15 protein-coding genes are annotated in these 18,192 nt (G+C 66.6%); 7 read left to right on the forward strand and 8 right to left on the reverse strand.

All coding sequences use genetic code 11. The features are described 5' to 3' along the window. Nucleotides 1–96 precede the first annotated feature (96 nt). Nucleotides 97–1,182 (reverse strand): glycosyltransferase family 1 protein, encoded by a 1,086-nt coding sequence (locus JHC81_RS02480; RefSeq protein WP_292170224.1) that lies wholly within the window; start codon nucleotides 1,180–1,182, stop codon nucleotides 97–99. Nucleotides 1,183–1,338: 156 nt separating this feature from the next. On the opposite strand from JHC81_RS02480, the gene putA reads away from it, so the two are divergent. Both putA and JHC81_RS02490 read left to right on the forward strand, forming a co-directional pair. Further along, the gene (gene putA / locus JHC81_RS02485; RefSeq protein ID WP_292170226.1) at nucleotides 1,339–4,467 is read left to right on the forward strand and encodes a bifunctional proline dehydrogenase/L-glutamate gamma-semialdehyde dehydrogenase PutA; all 3,129 of its coding nucleotides are present in this window, start codon (nucleotides 1,339–1,341) and stop codon (nucleotides 4,465–4,467) included. Between the two features lie 98 nt (nucleotides 4,468–4,565). After that, nucleotides 4,566–5,135 (forward strand): hypothetical protein, encoded by a 570-nt coding sequence (locus JHC81_RS02490; RefSeq protein ID WP_292170229.1) that lies wholly within the window; start codon nucleotides 4,566–4,568, stop codon nucleotides 5,133–5,135. Between the two features lie 9 nt (nucleotides 5,136–5,144). Here the strand turns inward: JHC81_RS02490 and JHC81_RS02495 are convergent, their stop codons facing one another. The 3 genes from JHC81_RS02495 to JHC81_RS02505 form a co-directional block, all read right to left on the reverse strand. Then, nucleotides 5,145–6,413 (reverse strand): hypothetical protein, encoded by a 1,269-nt coding sequence (locus JHC81_RS02495; RefSeq protein ID WP_292170231.1) that lies wholly within the window; start codon nucleotides 6,411–6,413, stop codon nucleotides 5,145–5,147. Nucleotides 6,414–6,486: 73 nt separating this feature from the next. After that, complete coding sequence (locus tag JHC81_RS02500) at nucleotides 6,487–7,401, reverse strand: hydroxymethylglutaryl-CoA lyase (protein WP_292170232.1); 915 nt, start codon at nucleotides 7,399–7,401, stop codon at nucleotides 6,487–6,489. Then, nucleotides 7,398–9,293, reverse strand: a complete 1,896-nt coding sequence (locus JHC81_RS02505) for a glycosyltransferase family 39 protein (RefSeq protein WP_292170234.1) — start codon at nucleotides 9,291–9,293, stop codon at nucleotides 7,398–7,400. The genes JHC81_RS02500 and JHC81_RS02505 overlap by 4 nt, the downstream gene beginning before the upstream one ends. Before the next feature lie 113 nt (nucleotides 9,294–9,406). Here JHC81_RS02505 and JHC81_RS02510 point away from each other — a divergent pair, with 113 nt between their 5' ends. Both JHC81_RS02510 and JHC81_RS02515 read left to right on the forward strand, forming a co-directional pair. Further along, the gene (locus tag JHC81_RS02510; RefSeq protein ID WP_292170237.1) at nucleotides 9,407–10,135 is read left to right on the forward strand and encodes a glycosyltransferase family 2 protein; all 729 of its coding nucleotides are present in this window, start codon (nucleotides 9,407–9,409) and stop codon (nucleotides 10,133–10,135) included. A gap of 80 nt (nucleotides 10,136–10,215) precedes the next feature. Continuing rightward, entirely contained in the window at nucleotides 10,216–10,647 is a 432-nt protein-coding gene (locus JHC81_RS02515) for a hypothetical protein (RefSeq protein WP_292170239.1), read from the forward strand. 171 nt (nucleotides 10,648–10,818) lie between these two features. Here the strand turns inward: JHC81_RS02515 and JHC81_RS14405 are convergent, their stop codons facing one another. The 3 genes from JHC81_RS14405 to JHC81_RS02530 all read right to left on the reverse strand — a co-directional run bounded on the left by JHC81_RS14405 (nucleotide 10,819) and on the right by JHC81_RS02530 (nucleotide 12,607). After that, complete coding sequence (locus JHC81_RS14405) at nucleotides 10,819–11,172, reverse strand: hypothetical protein (protein WP_366465461.1); 354 nt, start codon at nucleotides 11,170–11,172, stop codon at nucleotides 10,819–10,821. Between the two features lie 3 nt (nucleotides 11,173–11,175). Then, nucleotides 11,176–11,796 carry a polyhydroxyalkanoate synthesis repressor PhaR gene (gene phaR / locus JHC81_RS02525; RefSeq protein ID WP_292170240.1) on the reverse strand — a complete coding sequence of 207 codons (621 nt, stop codon included), beginning with the start codon at nucleotides 11,794–11,796 and terminating at the stop codon, nucleotides 11,176–11,178. 94 nt (nucleotides 11,797–11,890) lie between these two features. Next, nucleotides 11,891–12,607, reverse strand: coding sequence for a hemolysin III family protein (locus tag JHC81_RS02530; protein WP_292170242.1), 717 nt, complete (start codon nucleotides 12,605–12,607; stop codon nucleotides 11,891–11,893). A 148-nt stretch (nucleotides 12,608–12,755) separates the two neighbouring features. Between JHC81_RS02530 and JHC81_RS02535 the strand changes: the two genes are divergently transcribed. Next, nucleotides 12,756–13,931 carry an acetyl-CoA C-acetyltransferase gene (locus JHC81_RS02535; protein ID WP_292170246.1) on the forward strand — a complete coding sequence of 392 codons (1,176 nt, stop codon included), beginning with the start codon at nucleotides 12,756–12,758 and terminating at the stop codon, nucleotides 13,929–13,931. 63 nt (nucleotides 13,932–13,994) lie between these two features. On the opposite strand, the gene JHC81_RS02540 is transcribed toward JHC81_RS02535, so the two are convergent. Beyond that, nucleotides 13,995–15,260, reverse strand: coding sequence for a type III PLP-dependent enzyme (locus tag JHC81_RS02540; RefSeq protein ID WP_292170249.1), 1,266 nt, complete (start codon nucleotides 15,258–15,260; stop codon nucleotides 13,995–13,997). A gap of 291 nt (nucleotides 15,261–15,551) precedes the next feature. Here JHC81_RS02540 and phnC point away from each other — a divergent pair, with 291 nt between their 5' ends. Then, on the forward strand, nucleotides 15,552–16,346 hold the full coding sequence (gene phnC, locus JHC81_RS02545; RefSeq protein ID WP_292170252.1) for a phosphonate ABC transporter ATP-binding protein: 795 nt from the start codon (nucleotides 15,552–15,554) through the stop codon (nucleotides 16,344–16,346). After that, nucleotides 16,343–18,190 carry a phosphonate ABC transporter, permease protein PhnE gene (gene phnE / locus JHC81_RS14410; protein ID WP_366465464.1) on the forward strand — a complete coding sequence of 616 codons (1,848 nt, stop codon included), beginning with the start codon at nucleotides 16,343–16,345 and terminating at the stop codon, nucleotides 18,188–18,190. The genes phnC and phnE overlap by 4 nt, the downstream gene beginning before the upstream one ends. The last annotated feature ends 2 nt before the right edge of the window (nucleotides 18,191–18,192 follow it).

The raw sequence follows: 18,192 nt of genomic DNA on the forward strand, positions 1-18,192 counted from the left end.
TCGTGGGTCTGGGTCTTGGGGTCGGGCTCTTGATCGCTCATCACGCGCGCTCCTTAGTATCTCCGACAAAGCGCGATGACAGGGTGACGGTTCCCGTCAGGCGGCGACCTTGCGCCGGATCCGAGCGATGCGGCGCAGGCGGCGCCAGAACCGGCCGCGATCCGGCTCGGGGTACGGCTGCAGATTCTCGACGAACTGTTCGGCCGAGGCGCGCCAGCTGAACTTCTCGGCATAGGCGCGCACGGCCTTGCGGTCGCATTTCAGGGCTTCGAGGCAGGCGGTCCGCAGATCGTCGTCGATGACCCCGGCGTTGGAGCCCGGAATGATGTCGATCGGCCCATGCGCCGGATAGGCCGCGACCGGCGTGCCGGTCCCCATGGCCTCCAGGATCACCAGGCCGAAAGTGTCGGTCCAACTGGGGAAGACGAAGACGTCCGCGTCGCGGAAGCACCGCGCCAGATCCTCCCCAAACTTGGCCCCCAGAAACTTGGCCTGCGGGTACTTTTCCTGCAGCTCGGCCCGAGCGGGCCCGTCGCCGACGATGATCTTGGTCCCCGGCAGGTCGGTGGACAGAAACGCCTCGATATTCTTCTCGACGGCCACGCGCCCGACGTTGAGCCAGAAGGGCCGCGGCCAGTCCTTGCCACCCAACTCGGCATAGATGGGCTCAAGATCGGGATTGAACTGTTCGGTATCCACGCCCCGCGTCCAGGGCGAGACGTTGCGGAACCCGTGCGAAACCAGTTCGTCACGCAGCGTCGGCGTCGCCACCATCAGCCGTCCCGACGGCTTGTGGAACCACTTCATGTAGGCATAGCCGACCTGGACCGGAATCGGGAACCGGGCAGAGACATATTCGGGGAACTTGGTGTGATAGCTGGTCGTGAACGGCAGCTTCCATTCCACGCAGATGCGGCGCGTGGCGATGCCGATGGGACCCTCGGTGGCGATATGCACGGCCTCGGGCTCGAAGGCGCGCAGGCGTTCGCGGATCTCTTCTTCAGCACCCAGAGCCAGGCGTATTTCCGGGTAAGTCGGGCAGGGAATGGTCTTGAACTGGCTGGGTTCGATGACCTCGACCTCATGGCCCATGGCGCGGCACTCCGCGATGGTCCGGGTCAGGGTACGGACGACGCCGTTGACCTGGGGCTCCCAGGCGTCGGTGGCCAGAACGATGCGCATGTGGGCCGGTTGGCTCCGCCGTTGATCGGTCGCCACCTCTAGCGCCTGATTGAGCCTTTGGCGAGACTTCGCCTGAGAGGGCGCTAAAGCCACGCCTCGCAGCGTCAATGACGCGCCACCTTCCCCCGCGTGAGGGGAAGGGATATGTGCGCAGCCATGCACGCACACGTCATTCCGCCCGCCGCGCTGTCGCAGGACTGGGATAGTCTGGACCACGGCAAGTTCGCCGACGAGCGCCGGGCCGTGGCCGACAATCTGGCCCGTTTGCCGCTGGACGCCGCTGAGCGTGCCGCCGTCCTGGCCAGCGCCACGGGCCTAGTCGAACAGGCCCGCGCCAGCGTCAAGAAACAGGGCGTGGTCGAGAGCTTCCTGCAGGAGTTTTCGCTGGGCACCCGAGAGGGTCTGGCCCTGATGTGCCTGGCCGAGGCCCTGCTGCGCACGCCGGACGAAGACACCCGCGACCGCCTGATCGCCGAGAAGATCGGCTCAGCCGACTGGGCCAGTCATCTGGGGCAGTCCGACAGCCTGTTCGTCAACGCCTCGACCTGGGGCCTGATGCTGACGGGCAAGCTGGTGGATGCCGACGATCAGGCCAAGACCGACCTGCCGGGTTTCCTCAAGCGTGTCGCCGGTCGCCTGGGTGAACCGGTGATCCGTCAGGCCGTGGCCGCCGCCGTCCGCATCATGGGCGAACAGTTTGTGGTCGGCCGCACTATCGAGGCGGCCCTGAAGCGGTCGAACCGCGAGGGCTGGCTGTGCTCTTTCGACATGCTGGGCGAAGGGGCGCGGACAGCTGCCGACGCCGAACGCTATGAGCGCATCTATGCGGATGCCATCACCGCCGTCGGCAAGACCGCAAAGGGCCAGGGGCCGGAGGTCGGCCACGGCGTCTCGGTCAAGCTGTCGGCCCTGTCGCCGCGCTATGAAGCGACGCATGAGGCGCGCGTCTGGGAAGAGCTCTATCCACGCGTCCTCCGGCTGGCGAAGATCGCCGCCGCCGCCGACATCAACTTCACCATGGATGCGGAAGAGGCCGATCGCCTGGCCTTGTCGTTGAAGCTGCTCGACCGGCTGGCGCGAGAGCCGGAACTGGGGGCGTGGACCGGGCTGGGCCTGGCCGTTCAGGCCTATCAGAAGCGCTGCCCCGAAGTCATCGCCCGCGTGGCCGAGCTGGCGCGCACCTCCGGCCGTCGCCTGATGGTGCGTCTGGTCAAGGGCGCCTATTGGGACACCGAGATCAAGCGTGCCCAGGTCGCGGGTCGCACCGACTATCCGGTCTTCACGACCAAGGCGGCGACCGATCTGAACTATCTGGTCTGTGCCCGGATGATGATCGAGGCCTCGCCGCACATCTACAGCCAGTTCGCCACCCACAACGCCCATTCGCTGGCCGCCGTGCACAAGATGGCGGCCGACCGGGGCGTCAAGATCGAGTTCCAGCGCCTGCATGGCATGGGCGAGGCCCTGTACGACGCCGCCATCGCCACCTTCGGAGCCGTCACGGTGCGGGCCTATGCGCCTGTTGGCGGCCATGAGGACCTGCTGCCCTATCTGGTCCGTCGTCTGCTGGAGAATGGAGCCAACTCCAGCTTCGTGCACGCCCTGCTGGACGAGCGGGTGCCCGCCGGTGCCGTCGCCGCCGACCCCATCGACGCCGTCGAGGCCCACCCCGACCGCCACGCCAAGATTCCGACCCCCAAGGACATGTACATGGACCGCCAGAACTCGCTGGGCCGCGATTACAGCCAGGCCGCCGACCGCGACCGCCACGCCGCTGCGCTGGAGAAGGTCGACCGCGAGCGCTTCACCTCCGGCCCGATCATCGGCGGCAAACTGCTGGCAGGCACGGATGCGCAGGACGTGACCAACCCGTTTGACCGCAGCCAGGTGCTGGGCCATGTGTCGGAGGCGACCGCCGCCGATATCGACGCCGCCGCCCAGGCCGCCGCCGAGGCGCAAGTGGCCTGGGACCGTCTGGGCGGTGCGGGCCGCGCGCCCGTCCTGCGCGCCATGGCCGATGCGCTGGAGGCCGATATGGACCGTCTGGTCGCGCTTCTGTCGCGCGAGGCGGGCAAGACCCTGACCGACGGCGTCGCCGAGGTGCGCGAGGCCGCCGACTTCTGCCGCTACTACGCCATGCTGGCCGAGCGCGACTTCGGCGGGCGCGCCGAACTGAAGGGACCCGTCGGCGAGATCAACCAGCTGGTCCTGCACGGACGTGGCGTCTTCGCCTGCATCAGCCCCTGGAACTTCCCGCTCGCCATCTTCACCGGCCAGATCGCCGCCGCCTTGGCCGCCGGCAATGCCGTCCTGGCCAAGCCCGCCGAACAGACGCCGCTGATCGCCGCCGAAGCCGTGCGCCTGTTCCAGAAGGCGGGCCTGAACCCCGATCTGCTGGCCCTGGTGCCCGGGCGCGGCGAGACGGTGGGCGCAACCTTGGTTTCGCACCCGCTGGTCGATGGAGTGGCCTTCACCGGGGGCACCGACACCGCCTATGCCATCAACCGGTCGATCGCGGCCCGGCCCGGCGCGATCATTCCCTTCATTGCCGAGACCGGCGGTCTGAACGGCATGTTCGTGGACACCACGGCGCTGCGCGAACAGGTGATCGACGACGTCATCAACTCCGCCTTCGGCTCGGCGGGCCAGCGCTGCTCGGCCCTGCGCATCCTCTATGCGCCGAAGGATTCGGCCGACAGCCTGATCGAGGGTCTGAAGGGGGCCTTGGCTGCCCAGGTCGTCGGCGACCCGACCGACCCGGCCACCGACATCGGCCCGGTCATCGACTCCGAAAGCCGCGCCGCGCTGGAAGCCCACATCGGCCGTCTGGGCAAGGAGGCGAAGATCATCGCCCGTGCCACCCTGCCCGCCGGTGCCGACAAGGGTGACCTGTTCGCGCCCACCATCGCCGAAATCCCCACCCCCGACTTTCTGGAGCGCGAGGTCTTCGGCCCCGTCCTGCACATCTATCGCTATGAGCCCAAGGACCTGAAGGCCGTCGCGGGCAAGCTGGCCGCGCGCGGCTATGGCCTGACGTTGGGCGTGCACAGCCGGATCGAGGCCTTTGCCGAGGAGGTCATCCGCTTGGTCCCGGCCGGTAATGTCTATATCAACCGCGGCGTGACGGGTGCCGTCGTCGGCGTTCAGCCGTTCGGCGGTGAAGGCCTGTCCGGCACAGGCCCCAAGGCCGGCGGCCCCAACAGCCTGATCCGCTATGCGGCGGAGAAAGCGATCTCGAACAACATTTCCGCCCAGGGCGGTGATCCGGCACTGTTGAATCTTTAGCGACCCGAAAGCGGGACGTCAGGTTTCGACATCCACCACAGACTTCACGCTTATTGGGCCTGGGGCTAAGAATGGTTGGCTTTCCGAGGGAGTTCGCCATGCGTCATCTGTTGCTCGTCGCCGTCCTGGCGGTCGTCGCCACCGCCTGCACCGCCGCCGAGAGCGAGGCTCCGCAAGGCGCGGCCTCGGCCAGCGAAGCGGCCTATGGCAGTGCCGAGGCCGCCACACCCGCGCCATCCCCCGGCCAGGCCGCGCCGCCCCTGTCGGCCTATGTCGACAAATATCCGTTCGACGCTGTCGACGGCGTGCGCTTCGTCGATCACTCCCTGGTCCGCGCGGCCATCGAGCGATCGGGTGCTCCTCAGGAGGCGCTGGACTACATTCGCAACGACAATACGGTCGTGGTCCCGATCATTGAGGTGGATGGACGCCTGATGTCGCGCGGCTTCGAGGCCGCCAGCGGCGGGGACGTCAACTGGGGCGTCCTGATCTCTCTGGACGGCCAGCGCGGTGCCGTCTGCTATTCGACCGGCGTCGAGAAATACACCCGCGGTGCGGACTGGTTCATCGACGGCGAAAAGGCCTTCACCCTCTACGACATGTGCCCCAGCGACGCCGAAGACCTCGCCGGACTGGGCACCTGGCCGATCGGTAGCATTCCGGGCTAACGCGCAGCCTCAGGCCTCCACGTCCACGGTGCCATAGGCTGGATCAATCCCGTCGCGATGCTCCAACCTCAGAAAATAGGAGCCAGGGTGCAGCATGAGGCTCGCGGTTGACTGACCGGGCTTCAGCAGAAATTGGTCCGCCGGAACGCCCGCGGGGCCTTCGCTGACCCGCAAGGCTTGAAGCAAGGCCAATCCGTCGAAGCGGGGAACGGCAACCTCTACAGCCCGACGAAGTGGATCGGCCGCCAACCAACCCGGACGTCCAGCGACCTCCGGCCGACGAGGGTGGAACACCGACAGATCGCTCTGTCCGGTGAAATGCCGACTGGCAAACGCGACACCATCCTTTGAGACCACTATCGAGTCTTCTGGCTCGAACCGGTCCAGTACGGCCGCCACGTGTGGCGCGTCGTTTGCCGGGTCCAGCGCCAGCCAGTTGTAGGCTTGTTCGATGGTCAATGGGTCTATCCCCGAGGCCGCCTTCAGCCGCGCCGCAAACCAGGTTCCGAAGCGATTGGGCTTCTCCATCGCATGATCATAGCCGACGTAAACCAGCACCTTGGCGTCCGGATTTGGGGCCAGGACATTGGCTATCAGATTGTCTGCTTGCGCCTGTTCGCGCATCGCGATCCGGGCTTCGGCACCGGCGTCATCGGGTGCCCGCTGCATCCAGTTGAACTCGTAATCCCTGAAGCGGTAGCCCAACCGCGCCGCCTCTCGAATGGTTTCGGCAAAGACCGGGTCCTGCGTGTACCAGCCGAAGTCGCGCGTGAAGGCCATACCGTCGCGATACAGGCTGACAGACGGGGCTGGCCCATCCTGAGGCGGCGTAAATGCCTCGGCTGCGAACCAGTCAAAGCCTAGAGGTCGGAGAGCCCGGACAACGCGTGCAGCGAAGGCGCGATGGGCCGAGACATTGTGTGCTTCATTCAGAATGACGACCTGTGTTCCTCGCGCTGCTTCGACGACAGCTTCGATTGCATCTCGGCTTTCGGCACCTTCGAGAGTCGGGCGTTCATCGCCTGCGCGCGGAGAGCGTTCGTACAGCCCCACTGCAGTTCGCTCGTCACCCAGGAAAGCGGCGTACTGGCTCAGCGCCCCCCGAGCATCGGCATCACCGGCCTCAACCTTGGACTTGAGCTCGAGATAGTAGGGAAGGTACCGCCCCTCCAAATGGAGTCGCTGTTCTGAGGTAAGAGGTATTTGAGCCCATGCGGGGACAGTGCTCGCCAGCCCTGCTGCGGCCGTCGTCAGCCCAAATCCGCGTCGTGTCAGCATGTGTGATCCCCGTGTCGACAAAGATCATCCCGCAACCTTGGCCAGACTGTGTCCCGGCACCTCCGGTTCGACTCTAGCTCGGCCAGCCTCCCGCTCGGCTCAGTGCGCTGGGAGCCGGCCGGCCGATCTTGTCGCCGATCCAGCGGGCGGTGGCGATGAGAGCGTCGAGGTCGTAGCCGGTGGAGAAGCCAGCCCGCTCCAGCATGTAAACAAGGTCCTCGGTGGCGATGTTGCCGGTGGCCCCCGGCGCGAAGGGGCAGCCGCCGATGCCGCCGACCGACGCATCCAGAACATCGATACCCGCTTCGACACCCGCATAGGCATTGGCCAGGCCGGTGTTGCGGGTGTCGTGGAAATGCAGGCGCAGGGTCGCGTCGAGGGCGGACTTGCGGACGGCCTCGACCATGCGGGTCACGGCCCAGGGATTGCCCACGCCGATGGTGTCGGCCAGGGCGATTTCGGCGACGCCCAATTCCGCGATCCGACCCACAAGATCGGCCACCTGACCCACCGAAACCTCGCCGTCGAAGGGGCAGCCCCAGACGCAGGACAGGGTCGCCGACAGGGACGGCGTTTCACCTGCTGCGCCGTCGGCATTGGCCCGGCCAGCCACGATATCAGCCAGCATCTGCACCTGCTGATCGACTGACAGCCCCTGGTTTTTCAGGCCAAAGCCGTCGGTGGCGCTCATGGCCACGTTCACTTCGTCCACCGCCGTACCAAGGGCGCGGTCATAGCCCTTGGCGTTCAGCCCCAGGCCTATGCGGCTGCGTCCGGCCTCGTGAGGCAGGGCAGCCATGACTTCCTCGGCCCCGGCCATCTGGGGCACATACTTCGGATGGACGAAGCTGACGGCCTCGATGCGCCGCGCCCCTGCGGCCTCCAGTCGGCGCACCAGATCGGCACGGACGGCGGGCTCCAACACGGCTCTTTCGTTCTGCAGTCCGTCGCGGGGGCCGACCTCGACGATGGTGATGGGGCGGCTCACCGGGCAGGCTCGGGCGTCGGGGTGGGCGTTGCGGGTACGGGGGCCGGGACAGGCGTCGGAGCGGACGCGGGGGCCTGTCCCGGCGCGGGCACGATGACCACGGGCGGCTCATCCGGGCCGGGCGCGGGCGTCAGGGCCGTCCCGGGCGGATCCTCGGTGATCAGGGCGGGATCGACCCCGTCCTCGGTGGTCGTTTCAACCTCCAGCGGCGTGGGGCGGGATCGCCGCAGCGTTGGGCGCGCCAGTTCCGGCGGCGCATAGACGGTCAGGGTCACGTCGTCGCCCTGCGAATAGTTGTGGCCCCGCACCACGCCGACCTCGCGCCCGGTCACGCCCAGGGCGGCGCTGGCGACGCGGAAGGCATCGGCGTCGGCCGCCTCGACGATGACGGGCCGCCCTTCGGCGAGGGCCTTCGCGGCCCCGGCGGCATCGGTCAGTTCCGTATCCTTGCCCGTCAGAAAGACGAAGCTGGGCTCATGAAAGCCCGTGATGGCCACCGGCCCGTTGCGTCCCTGACTGGGCAGCAGTTCGGCCTTGGCCAGAACCTCGACCAGTTGCGGCGCGATGGCCAGCGGCTTGAGCTGGCGGATGGTCCCAGCCAGCCCTGCATGGGCCACCAGGCCTAGGGTGATCGAGATCAGCACCGCCGTCACTGCCGCACGGTGCATCAGCAGGAAGGCCCCGATAAGGGCCGCCAGTGCCGCGAAGACAATGGTCAGGGTCGCCCAGGTCTGGGCCGTCGACCGCCCGAACTCGGTCAGGCCATAGACGGTGATCAGGACGACGATCAGGCCGGCGAACAATGCCAGACCCGCCCCGACGAGGCGCGAGACCTTGCCGATCGGCTGGGTCAGGGCCGCGGCGGCCAGCAGGGCGATCGCGCCGAAGGTCGGCAGTGTGTAGTGCGCCAGCTTGGTCGGCGTCAGCTCGAAGATCAGCCAGGCCGGAACCAGCCAGCAGACCAGAAACCGCACCGCAGGCTCGGCCCGTCGATGCCAGCCGGTCGAGATCGCGGCAGGTAGAACCAGTGTCGCCGGGAACAGCAGCACCGGGGCCAGCAGCAGGAAGTAGCCCGGCCAGGCCCCGTGGCTTTCGTGCCCGCCCGCGATCTTGGGGGCCAGGTCGCCCATGATGGCCTCGCGCCAGAAGCCGCCGTCGGTGGCGATGGTGATGGCGATGGCCCACGGCCCGACCAGCAACGCGACCAGGGGCAGGCCCCAGCCCCATCCCAGACTGCGCAGCCATCTGAAATCGCGATCCCAGATCGACAGGGTCAGCATGGCGGGCGCGATCACGATCAGCCCGACCGGCCCCTTGACCAGAATGGAAAGGCCCAGCCCGAACCAGAACATCAGCTTGTGCGGTCTGAGCGGCGTCTCGCCCGCCCGCCTTGCCAGATAGACCCGTGCCAGACCCGCCATCGACAGGGTTACGGCGGCGCACAGCATGGCATCGGTCTTGGCGATCCCCGCCTCGGTCGACAGCAGGAAACTGGCCCCCAGCATGGCCCCGGCGAGGAAGCCCGCGCGCTGACCGAACATCGCCGCTCCCGCCCAGGCACAGGCCGCCGCGGCCAGCATGGCCGCCAGCAGGGAGGGGATGCGATAGGACGAGATATCGCGCGCCTCGATGCCCGAGGTCGCCGCCACCGCGACCGCCTGCATCCAGTAGATGCCGACCGGCTTCTTCCAGCGCGGCTCGTCCTGGAAGCGGATGTCGACATAATCGCCGCTCTGCAGCATCTGCGACGTGGCCTGGGCATAGCGGCTTTCGTCACGATCCAGCGGCGGCAGCAGCATCATCACGGGCAGGCCGGCGAACAGGGCCACCACGGCCGCAAGCAGCGGTCCGCGCCAGCCGGCGATGTAGCGATCGAGATCGGGACGCGTCATGATGAACGTCCTTACACGGGCATTGAGCCTTCGTCATGCGTCCGGCTTCACGACCAGCTTGAGCCTATGTTCGGCCCTCCCCCCTGCGACCGAAGTCGGCTAGAGACGGTTCCATGAGCGAAGCCCTGCCCGACATTTCCGTCGTCGTCCCCGTGCATAACGAGCAGGGCGCGGCCGCGCCGCTGGCGCGCGAGATTGCCGCCGCCTTTCAGGGTCGCTCTTACGAGATGGTCTTCGTCGATGATGCCTCGCGTGACGAGACCCTGGCCGAACTGCGCAGCCTGATGGCCGATTTGCCGACCTTGCGGGTGCTCAGCCACGCGACCAATGCGGGCCAGAGCCGGGCGGTCCGCACCGGCGTCCTGGCCGCCCGCGCGCCCATCGTGGTCACCCTGGACGGCGACGGCCAGAACCCGCCGGCCGATGCGCCACGGCTGGCCGATCTGCTGGCGTCATCGCCCGCGACGGTGGGGCTCGTCGGCGGCGTGCGGTCCAAGCGCCAGGATACCGAAGCCAAGCGCTGGGCCTCGCGCTGGGCCAACCGCATCCGCAAGAAGCTGCTGGCCGATGATGCCGACGATACCGGCTGCGGGCTGAAGGCCTTTCGCCGCGACGTCTTTCTGCGGCTTCCCTATTTCGATCACATCCACCGCTATCTGCCGGCCCTGATGATCCGCGAGGGTTATCAGAACCTGTATCTGGACGTGGACCACCGTCACCGTGAGGTCGGGCAGTCGAAATACACCAACTGGGGACGGTTGATGGCTTCGGTCTCGGACCTGATGGGTGTCGTCTGGCTGAAGTCGCGTTCGCGCCAACCGGGATCGATCTCGGAGTTTTGAGGCCGATGGTGAAGGGCGTCGCCTTGCGTTAAGCAGGACCTCTGGATGCGGTGCTCGCGTCCATGCTCGGGGAGCCTGTCATGCTGATCGCCCTGCCGCTGCTGGTCATTCCGGTGGTGCTCTACAACATCGTGGTCCTGAGCGGACTTGTGGGCGATGACGGCGCGGGCGTCGGCGCCGACGCCATCCTGCGCGATCCGATCTTCTCCATCCCCATGGCGTCTGGCGCGGACTGGAGCGTGGGGGCAGGCGACCTGATCCTGCTGCTGTCGCTGGTGCTGCTGTTCTTCGAGCTGTTGAAGTCCACGTCCAGCCAGCGGATTGCCATCGTCAATCACGCCCTGTCGATGATCCTGCTGGTCGTCTGCCTGGTCGAGTTCCTGCTGCTGCGCGGGTTCGCAACCTCGACCTTCTTCCTGATCGGAACGATGGTGCTGCTGGACGTGCTGGCCGGCTTCATCGTGACCATCATCTCGTCACGCAAGGACCTGGACTTCGGCGCGGGACGCTAGTTTCGATCGGTCGCCCTCAAGCAGCCGAGCGGCGACAGGGCAAGGTCAGGAAAACCCGACGAACAGCACGGCGACCACGGTCACGTCGAAGGCGCGGGCGAGGAAGGTGAGCATGGCGAGTGTCCGGCAGATGGGCGATCAGCCCCTTCACCAGCAAGGACCGTGCCGCGATCAGATGTCGGTGTCTGTCGCCTTGCCCGGCTGGGGCCGTCGCTCTGCCGGTCCCGAATATTCCGCGCCCAGATAGGTATTGCGTGCCGCGCCCAGCACAGGCGGGCCACCCTTCAGCCCACGCTTCTGACCCGACTGACCCAGCAATTGGGCGGCAAAGGCGGCCGGCGAGGCATCGATGGGCGGTGTCGGGGCAGGTCTTGCCGGGCTGATCTCGTGATCCGTGACGGGTTCGACCGGCACGGTCTCGCGTCGCGCCTGAAGGGCTTCGGCCCGGCGTTCATCACCCCGACGCTGAGTAGAGCGACGTTCGCGCGGCTGAACCGCAGAGATGGGGCGAACGTCGTCACTCATGCCTCAGCTGTCCTTGTTTGACGGGGTGCCCGACCCCGCCTTGGCCAGACGATCCAGCTGATCGCGCATCTCCTCCATCTGGCGCTGCATCATGGCCAGGGGATCGGTGACAGGCGGCGGAGTTTCGGATGTGGCCGGGGCCTTGGGCATGACCGCACCGAAACCGGGCCACATCTTCATGGCCTCGCTGAACATGGCCATGTTGCGCTTGACCGCCTCATCCATCAGGCCTGCGCCCGGCGTCGCCCCGAAGGCCTTGGAGAACTGGCCCCGGATCTGCTCCTGCTGGCGGGTGAAGCTGTCCAGCGACATCTCCAGATAGCTGGGCAGCACGCCCTGCATCTGGCCGCCGTAGAAACCGATCAGCTGGCGCAGGAACTGGACGGGCAGCAGGGCCTCGCCCCGGCTTTCCTCCTCGAAAATGATCTGGGTCAGGATTTGACGGGTCAGGTCGTCCTCGGTCTTGGCGTCATAGACCACGAACTCGACGCCGTCGCGGACCATTTTCGCCAGATCTTCCAGCGTCACATAGGCCGAGGTCGCGGTGTTATAGAGCCGACGGTTGGCGTACTTCTTGATGATGACGGTGCCGTTCTTGTCGGTCCCGGATTTCTTGTCGGCCACGCTGCGTTCCCTGACATTTTATTGTTCTGGCGCGCACTATCCCGCAGCGCGAAGGCCAGCGCAAATCACCTGACCAAATCGTGTGCAGGTGCGATCAGGTGCCCAAGGCGGCGGGGGCCAGGACGACACCCACCAGAACCGCCGCCCAGTGTGTCATCGCACCCGTGACGACGAAGCCGTGCCAGATCGCCCGACGGAACTTCACCTTGGGACTGATGAAGACGAAGACGCCCGCCGTGTAGATCAGACCACCGGCAACCAGCAGGCCCAGGGCGATGGGATGGACCGTCTCCATCATGGGTTTCAGCGCCAGAACCGCGACCCAGCCGAAACCCACGTAAACCGCGCTCCACACCGCATCCGACAGCCGCGGCAGGGCCAGTTTCGCGAACACGCCCCCGAAAGCGATGGCCCAGACCAGAATCGAAAATCCGATCGACCAGGCCCCCTCGAACCTCTGCGTCGTGAAGGGGGTATAGCTGCCCGCGATCATCAGAAAGATCGCCGCCTCGTCCAGCCTGCGCAGGATCGGCCGCGCTGCGCAGGGCCGGATCTGGTTGTAGACGGTGGAGATCGACAGCATGGCAATCAGGCAAAGCGCATAGATCGCCGTCGCCACCGTGGCTCCGATGCCGGAATAGACCGCCGCCAGCACCGCCAGCACGATGCCTCCGATACCGGCCAGGACCAGACCCACCACATGCACCCAGAGGTCCGCCGACTTTTCGCCAGGCGTCCTGTAATGCTCGATCATGTCGAGTTCGTCGGGTGTGCACACCCGGGTGAACAGTCGTTTCAGTCTCATCAGCATGGCTCCTTCAAGCCACGGGGTGACAGGTTCGTTCCCTGACACTGTCACGACATGGTGACTGCACGCTGAACAGGCGGGGTCGCAGGTGACGAAGGCGCTGCGATGCGGCACAAGCGCCACACGTCTTTTCTCCCCGAAAGGAAAACTCATGACCGACGTCGTCATCGTCTCCGCCGCCCGCACGCCCGTGGGATCCTTCCTGGGCGGGCTGTCCAGCCTGCCGGCCTCCAAACTGGGCGAGATCGCCATCAAGGCCGCGCTGGATCGCGCCGGGGTATCGGGCGATGAGGTCGACGAAGTGATCCTTGGCCATGTGCTCCAGGCCGCCGCCGGTCAGGGCCCCGCGCGTCAGGCCGCCGTCGGCGCGGGCGTGCGCAAGGAAGCCGCGGCCTGGAGCCTGAACCAGATCTGCGGCTCGGGGCTGCGCGCCGTTGCCATCGCGGCCCAGCAGATAGCGCTTGGCGATGCGAAGATCGTGGTCGCCGGGGGTCAGGAAAGCATGAGCCAGGCCCCGCATGCCCAGGCGCTGCGGACCGGGCACAAGATGGGCGACGTCAGCCTGATCGACACCATGATCAGCGACGGGCTGTGGGATGCCTTCAACGGCTATCACATGGGCCAGACGGCCGAGAACATCGCCGACACATGGTCGATCAGCCGAGAGGCCCAGGACGATTTCGCCCTGGCCAGCCAGCACAAGGCCGAGGCGGCCCAGACCGCAGGCAAGTTCGATGCCGAGATCGTGCCGGTCGTCATCCCCGGCCGCAAGGGTGACGTCACCGTCGACAAGGACGAGTACATCCGCCACGGCGCGACCATCGACGCCATGCAGAAGTTGAAGCCCGCCTTCACCAAGGAGGGCAGCGTCACCGCCGCCAACGCCTCCGGCCTGAACGACGGCGCGGCGGCCCTGGTGCTGATGAGCGCCGATGAGGCCAAGGCGCGCGGGCTGGAGCCGCTGGCCCGCATCGTCAGCCACGCTACCGCCGGGGTCGATCCCTCGATCATGGGCACCGGACCCATCCCGGCGTCGAAGAAGGCGTTGGAGAAGGCAGGCTGGACAGTCGCCGATCTGGATCTGATCGAATCCAACGAAGCCTTCGCCGCCCAGAGCCTGTGCGTCGTCAAGGAACTGGGGCTCGACCCGGCCAGGGTAAACGTGAACGGCGGAGCCATCGCCATCGGCCACCCCATCGGTGCCTCCGGTGCGCGCATCCTGACCACCCTGCTGCACGAGATGAAGCGGTCGGGGGCCAGGAAGGGCCTGGCTACCCTGTGCATCGGCGGCGGCATGGGCGTGGCCATGTGCGTGGCGCGCGACTGACGTCAGGCTTGAAAAGCGAACGCAGGGACCGGACTGATCGCCCGTCCCTGCCTCGACATAGTGCTAACGCCGCGCCTTCTTGCGTTGACCGGCCTTGCCCTTGGGACGGCTCAGGCGAACGACCTTGCGGGCCTGCTCTTCCGCCGTGGTGCGCACGGTCGGGATGGAGCGGGGCGCCAGGCCGTAGAGCGACGCCATCGGGGCGTCCTCGACGGCGGCGATGTCGTGCTCGCCATAGCCGTTGAAGCCCGTCGACATGGCCACGCCATAGGCGCCCAGCATGCCGATCTCGATGAAGTCGCCTTCCTGCACGTCGGCCGGTAGCCAGAACGGGCCCGGCATGTGATCGATGCTGTCGCAGGTCGGGCCGTAGAAGCGGAAGGGCTTCAGCTCGTTGGCACTGTCACCGTCCCGGACCAGCTTGGTCGGGAAGGGCCAGCGCGAATGGGTCGCGTCGAACAGCGAGCCGTAGGAGCCGTCGTTCAGATACAGGGCGTCGCCCTTGCGCAGGTCGACCCGGCACAGGACCGAGGAGGACTCGGCGACCAGCGCCCGGCCGGGCTCGCACCACAACTCGGTCGTTTCCGACACCGGCATCTCGTTGAAGCCGCGATGGATGGCGTCGGCATATTCCTGCATGTCCGGCGGGACCATGCCCGGATAGACGGAGGGGAAGCCGCCGCCGACATCGACGATGTCCACGAACACACCGGCGCGGGTGATGGCACGGCCGACCTGGGCCATGGCGGCCTCATAGGCGGACGGACGCATGCACTGCGAACCGACGTGGAAGCAGACACCCATCAGGCCATCCGTCACCGCCTGGCGCGTGGCCAGCAGCAGCGAGGGTGCCTGATCCGGCGAGATGCCGAATTTGCCCGACAGCGAATAGGCCGCGCCGTCCGCCGAGACCGCCATACGGACCAGCAGGTTCAGGTCGGTCGCCCCGCCCGTCGCATCGATGATCTTGGCCAGCTCGTCATGGCTGTCCAGCGAGAAGGTGCGGACGCCATATTCGAAATAGGCCTTGGTGATCGCGCCGCGGCTCTTGACCGGATGCATGAAGGCCAGGCGAGCGTCGGCGCTGACCGAACGGACCAGCTCGATCTCGGCAATGGAGGCGACGTCGAAGGCTGTGACGCCGGACTCGACCAGGGTCTCGACGACCCAGCGCGAGGGGTTGGCCTTCACAGCGTAGAAGACGTCGGCCTTTAGATTATCCTGGAACCAGCGCGCCGCTACGGAAACCGAACGCGGCCGCACGAGGGCGACGGGACGTTCAGGGGACCGCTCACGGACCAGGTCCAGGGGAAATTGGTACGTGCGCAATTCACGTAACCCCCTGCTAATTGTTAAACCCAGACCGGCGTTAGCGGCGCAGACAGGACCTACGGGGTCCGCCGGAGCAGGCGATATGGGGATAAGTCGCCGTCATGTAAAGCGGTTTTTTGAAGGCAGGGCCTGCTCGCGGCAGGGATCTGGCTGCGCCATGCCGTTGCAGAGGTGCCGCAGGGACCGTTCCGCTGGACGCCTTCGCTCCGGACATGCCATTAAGACTTGCCTCGCACCCGGTTTTCGGGCGATGCGGCGCGCCCTGTTCAATGGCCTCCAGCGAGATCCATGACCGCATCCACCGCCGTCGCATCCGTCAGGGATGTGTCCAAGACATTCGGTGCCCGCAAGGCCCTCAACGGCGTGTCCGTCGAGGTCGCCGCCGGCGAGATGGTGGCCCTGATCGGGCCGTCCGGCTCGGGCAAATCGACCCTGCTGCGCTCCATCACGGGGCTGCAGTCGATCGACAATGGACCGGGCGTAATCGAGGTCTTCGGCACCGTGGTGCAAAAGAACGGCTCCACCACCGGTGCCGTCCGCGCCGCGCGTCAAAAGCTGGGCATGATCTTCCAGCAGTTCAATCTGGTCGGGCGGCTGTCGCTGTTTTCCAACGTCATGCTGGGGGCCCTGGGACGCGTGCCCGGCTGGCGCGGTCTGGCCGGGGCCTGGCCGTCGGAGGACAAGACCCGGGCCATGGCGGCCCTGCACCGCGTCGGCGTGGCCGACTATGCCGCCCAGCGCGCCAACACCCTGTCGGGGGGGCAGCAGCAGCGTGGAGCCATCGCCCGCGCCATCGTTCAGGGAGCCAAGGCGATCCTGGCCGACGAGCCCGTCGCCTCCCTCGATCCCGTCTCGGCCCGTAAGGTCATGGAACTGCTGGTCGAGCTGAATCAGCGCGACGGCCTGGGCGTCATCGTCACCCTGCACCAGGTCGATTACGCCATCCGCTACTGCAACCGCGTCGTGGCGCTGAAGGCCGGGTCGATCGTCTATGACGGCCCATCCAGCGGCCTGGACACCAAGACCCTTATCGACATCTACGGTCCCGAGTTCGAGGATGCGTTCTGGGAGGCCAAGGCATGAGCCGACTTCATCGCCTTGCCGCCGGCATCCTGGCCGGTGCCGCCCTGATCCTGTCGGGAGGGATGCCTGCCGCGGCCCAGACCGAACAGTCGCGTCAGCCCGACAAGCTGGTCTTCTCGATCCTGTCGGCCGAGGGTCAGGCCAATTCCGGCCCGCTCTGGCAACCCCTGCTGGACGATCTGGAGCGCGCCATCGGCGTGCCAGTCGAGCCGGTGTTCGGCTCCAACTATTCCGTCCTGGTCGAGGCGATGCGCGCCGATCAGGCCCAGATCGGCTGGTTCTCGGCCCTGCCGGCCGTCCAGGCCATCGACCGTGCCGGGGCCGAGGTCGTGGCCCGCACCGTCGATGTCGAGGGCAAGGATTCCTACGTCTCGTCCCTGATCGTGAAGCGTGGCTCGGGCATCACCCTCGACGACGTGGCGGCGTGCGGCAAGAAATACACCTTCGGCATCGGCGACGCCCAGTCGACGTCCGGCACCCTGGCCCCGCTGACGTATTTCTTCAGTCCACGGAACATCGACCCGACCACCTGTTTCTCGACCGTGCGATCGGCCAGCCACCAGGGCAACTCTTTCGCGGTCGCCAACGGACAGGTGGACATCGCGACGTCCAACTCGGTCAACACCGTTTTCCTGACGCGCCAGAATCCCGAGGTCGCCCGTCAGATCGAAGTCATCTGGGAATCGCCGCCCATTCCGGAGTCCGGCATCCTGGTGCGTGGCAGCCTGCCCGCCGAACTGAAGGCCCGCATCCGCGAGTTCTTCGTCAACTACGGCCAGGGCTTCGGCCCTGACGCGGACCGCCAGAAGGCGGTCATGGACCGGCTGAACTATTCCCAGTTCCGCGCCGCCGACAACAGCTACCTGAACCCCATCCGCGTGATGAAGGCCGATCAGGCGCGACGTGAAAACCGTCCGTCCGACGTCGCGCCTCCGGTCGTCAGCCCCTGGCAGAGGATCAAACAGGTCGGTCCGTTTGCTCTGATTGGCCTGCTGGTGCTGGCTGCCATCGTGATGAACCTGCGCCGGAAGAAGGCTCCAGCCGCCTTGGCCGAAGGTCAGATTCCGTCTCCGCCCGAGAAATCCGCCGCCGCCTGGTCGCTGGACATCCTGCTATGGGGCGGGTTCGCGATCATTCTGATCGCCGCCTTCGGAACGGTGGGCCTGCCCAATATCGGCAACCTGTTCTCCAATCCGGAGCGCATGCAGACCTATGGCCGCGACTTCCTGAACCCGGACTTCAGCGAGTGGCGTCAGCTGGTCGGCCTGATGTGGCTGACGGTCCAGATCGCTCTGTGGGGTACGTTCCTGGCCGTCTTTCTGGCCGTGCCGCTCAGCCTGATGGCCTCGCGCAACCTGTCACCGGCCTGGCTGGTCTGGCCGGTGCGCCGGGTCATGGACATCATGCGCTCCATCCCTGACCTGGTCATCGCGACACTCTTCATCGTGGCGGTCGGCCTCGGCCCGCTTGCAGGGGTTCTTGCCATTGCCCTGAACACCGCTGGCGTCCTGGCCAAACTGTTCTCCGAAGCCGTGGAGTCCATCGATCAGGGCCCCATCGACGGCGTCAAGGCGACGGGGGCCGGTCGCCTGCATGAGATCACCTGGGGCGTCATCCCGCAGGTGGCCCCGCTGTGGACCAGTTTCGCTCTGTATCGTTTCGAATCGAACAGCCGCGCCGCCACCATCCTGGGTCTGATCGGCGCAGGCGGTATCGGCCAGGCTCTGTTCGAGAACCTTCAGGCCTTCGAATATCGGACCGTTTCGACCATCGCCATCATCATCATCGTGGCGGTCACCCTGATCGACATGCTGTCCCAGGCGATGCGCAAGCGGCTGCTGTAGGC

This window comes from Brevundimonas sp. (genome assembly GCF_016463295.1).
Lineage (GTDB): Bacteria > Pseudomonadota > Alphaproteobacteria > Caulobacterales > Caulobacteraceae > Brevundimonas.

Excerpts from the sequence above, each read along its gene's own strand:
- JHC81_RS02510 (WP_292170237.1), top strand. The coding sequence starts at position 9,407 with ATGAGCGAAGCCCTGCCCGACATTTCCGTCGTCGTCCCCGTGCATAAC.
- JHC81_RS02530 (WP_292170242.1), bottom strand. The coding sequence starts at position 12,607 with ATGCTGATGAGACTGAAACGACTGTTCACCCGGGTGTGCACACCCGAC.
- JHC81_RS02505 (WP_292170234.1), bottom strand. The coding sequence starts at position 9,293 with ATGACGCGTCCCGATCTCGATCGCTACATCGCCGGCTGGCGCGGACCG.
- putA (WP_292170226.1), top strand. The coding sequence starts at position 1,339 with ATGCACGCACACGTCATTCCGCCCGCCGCGCTGTCGCAGGACTGGGAT.
- JHC81_RS02480 (WP_292170224.1), bottom strand. The coding sequence starts at position 1,182 with ATGCGCATCGTTCTGGCCACCGACGCCTGGGAGCCCCAGGTCAACGGC.
- JHC81_RS02495 (WP_292170231.1), bottom strand. The coding sequence starts at position 6,413 with ATGCTGACACGACGCGGATTTGGGCTGACGACGGCCGCAGCAGGGCTG.
- phnE (WP_366465464.1), top strand. The coding sequence starts at position 16,343 with ATGAGCCGACTTCATCGCCTTGCCGCCGGCATCCTGGCCGGTGCCGCC.
- JHC81_RS02535 (WP_292170246.1), top strand. The coding sequence starts at position 12,756 with ATGACCGACGTCGTCATCGTCTCCGCCGCCCGCACGCCCGTGGGATCC.
- phnC (WP_292170252.1), top strand. The coding sequence starts at position 15,552 with ATGACCGCATCCACCGCCGTCGCATCCGTCAGGGATGTGTCCAAGACA.
- JHC81_RS02490 (WP_292170229.1), top strand. The coding sequence starts at position 4,566 with ATGCGTCATCTGTTGCTCGTCGCCGTCCTGGCGGTCGTCGCCACCGCC.
- JHC81_RS02515 (WP_292170239.1), top strand. The coding sequence starts at position 10,216 with ATGCTGATCGCCCTGCCGCTGCTGGTCATTCCGGTGGTGCTCTACAAC.
- JHC81_RS14405 (WP_366465461.1), bottom strand. The coding sequence starts at position 11,172 with ATGAGTGACGACGTTCGCCCCATCTCTGCGGTTCAGCCGCGCGAACGT.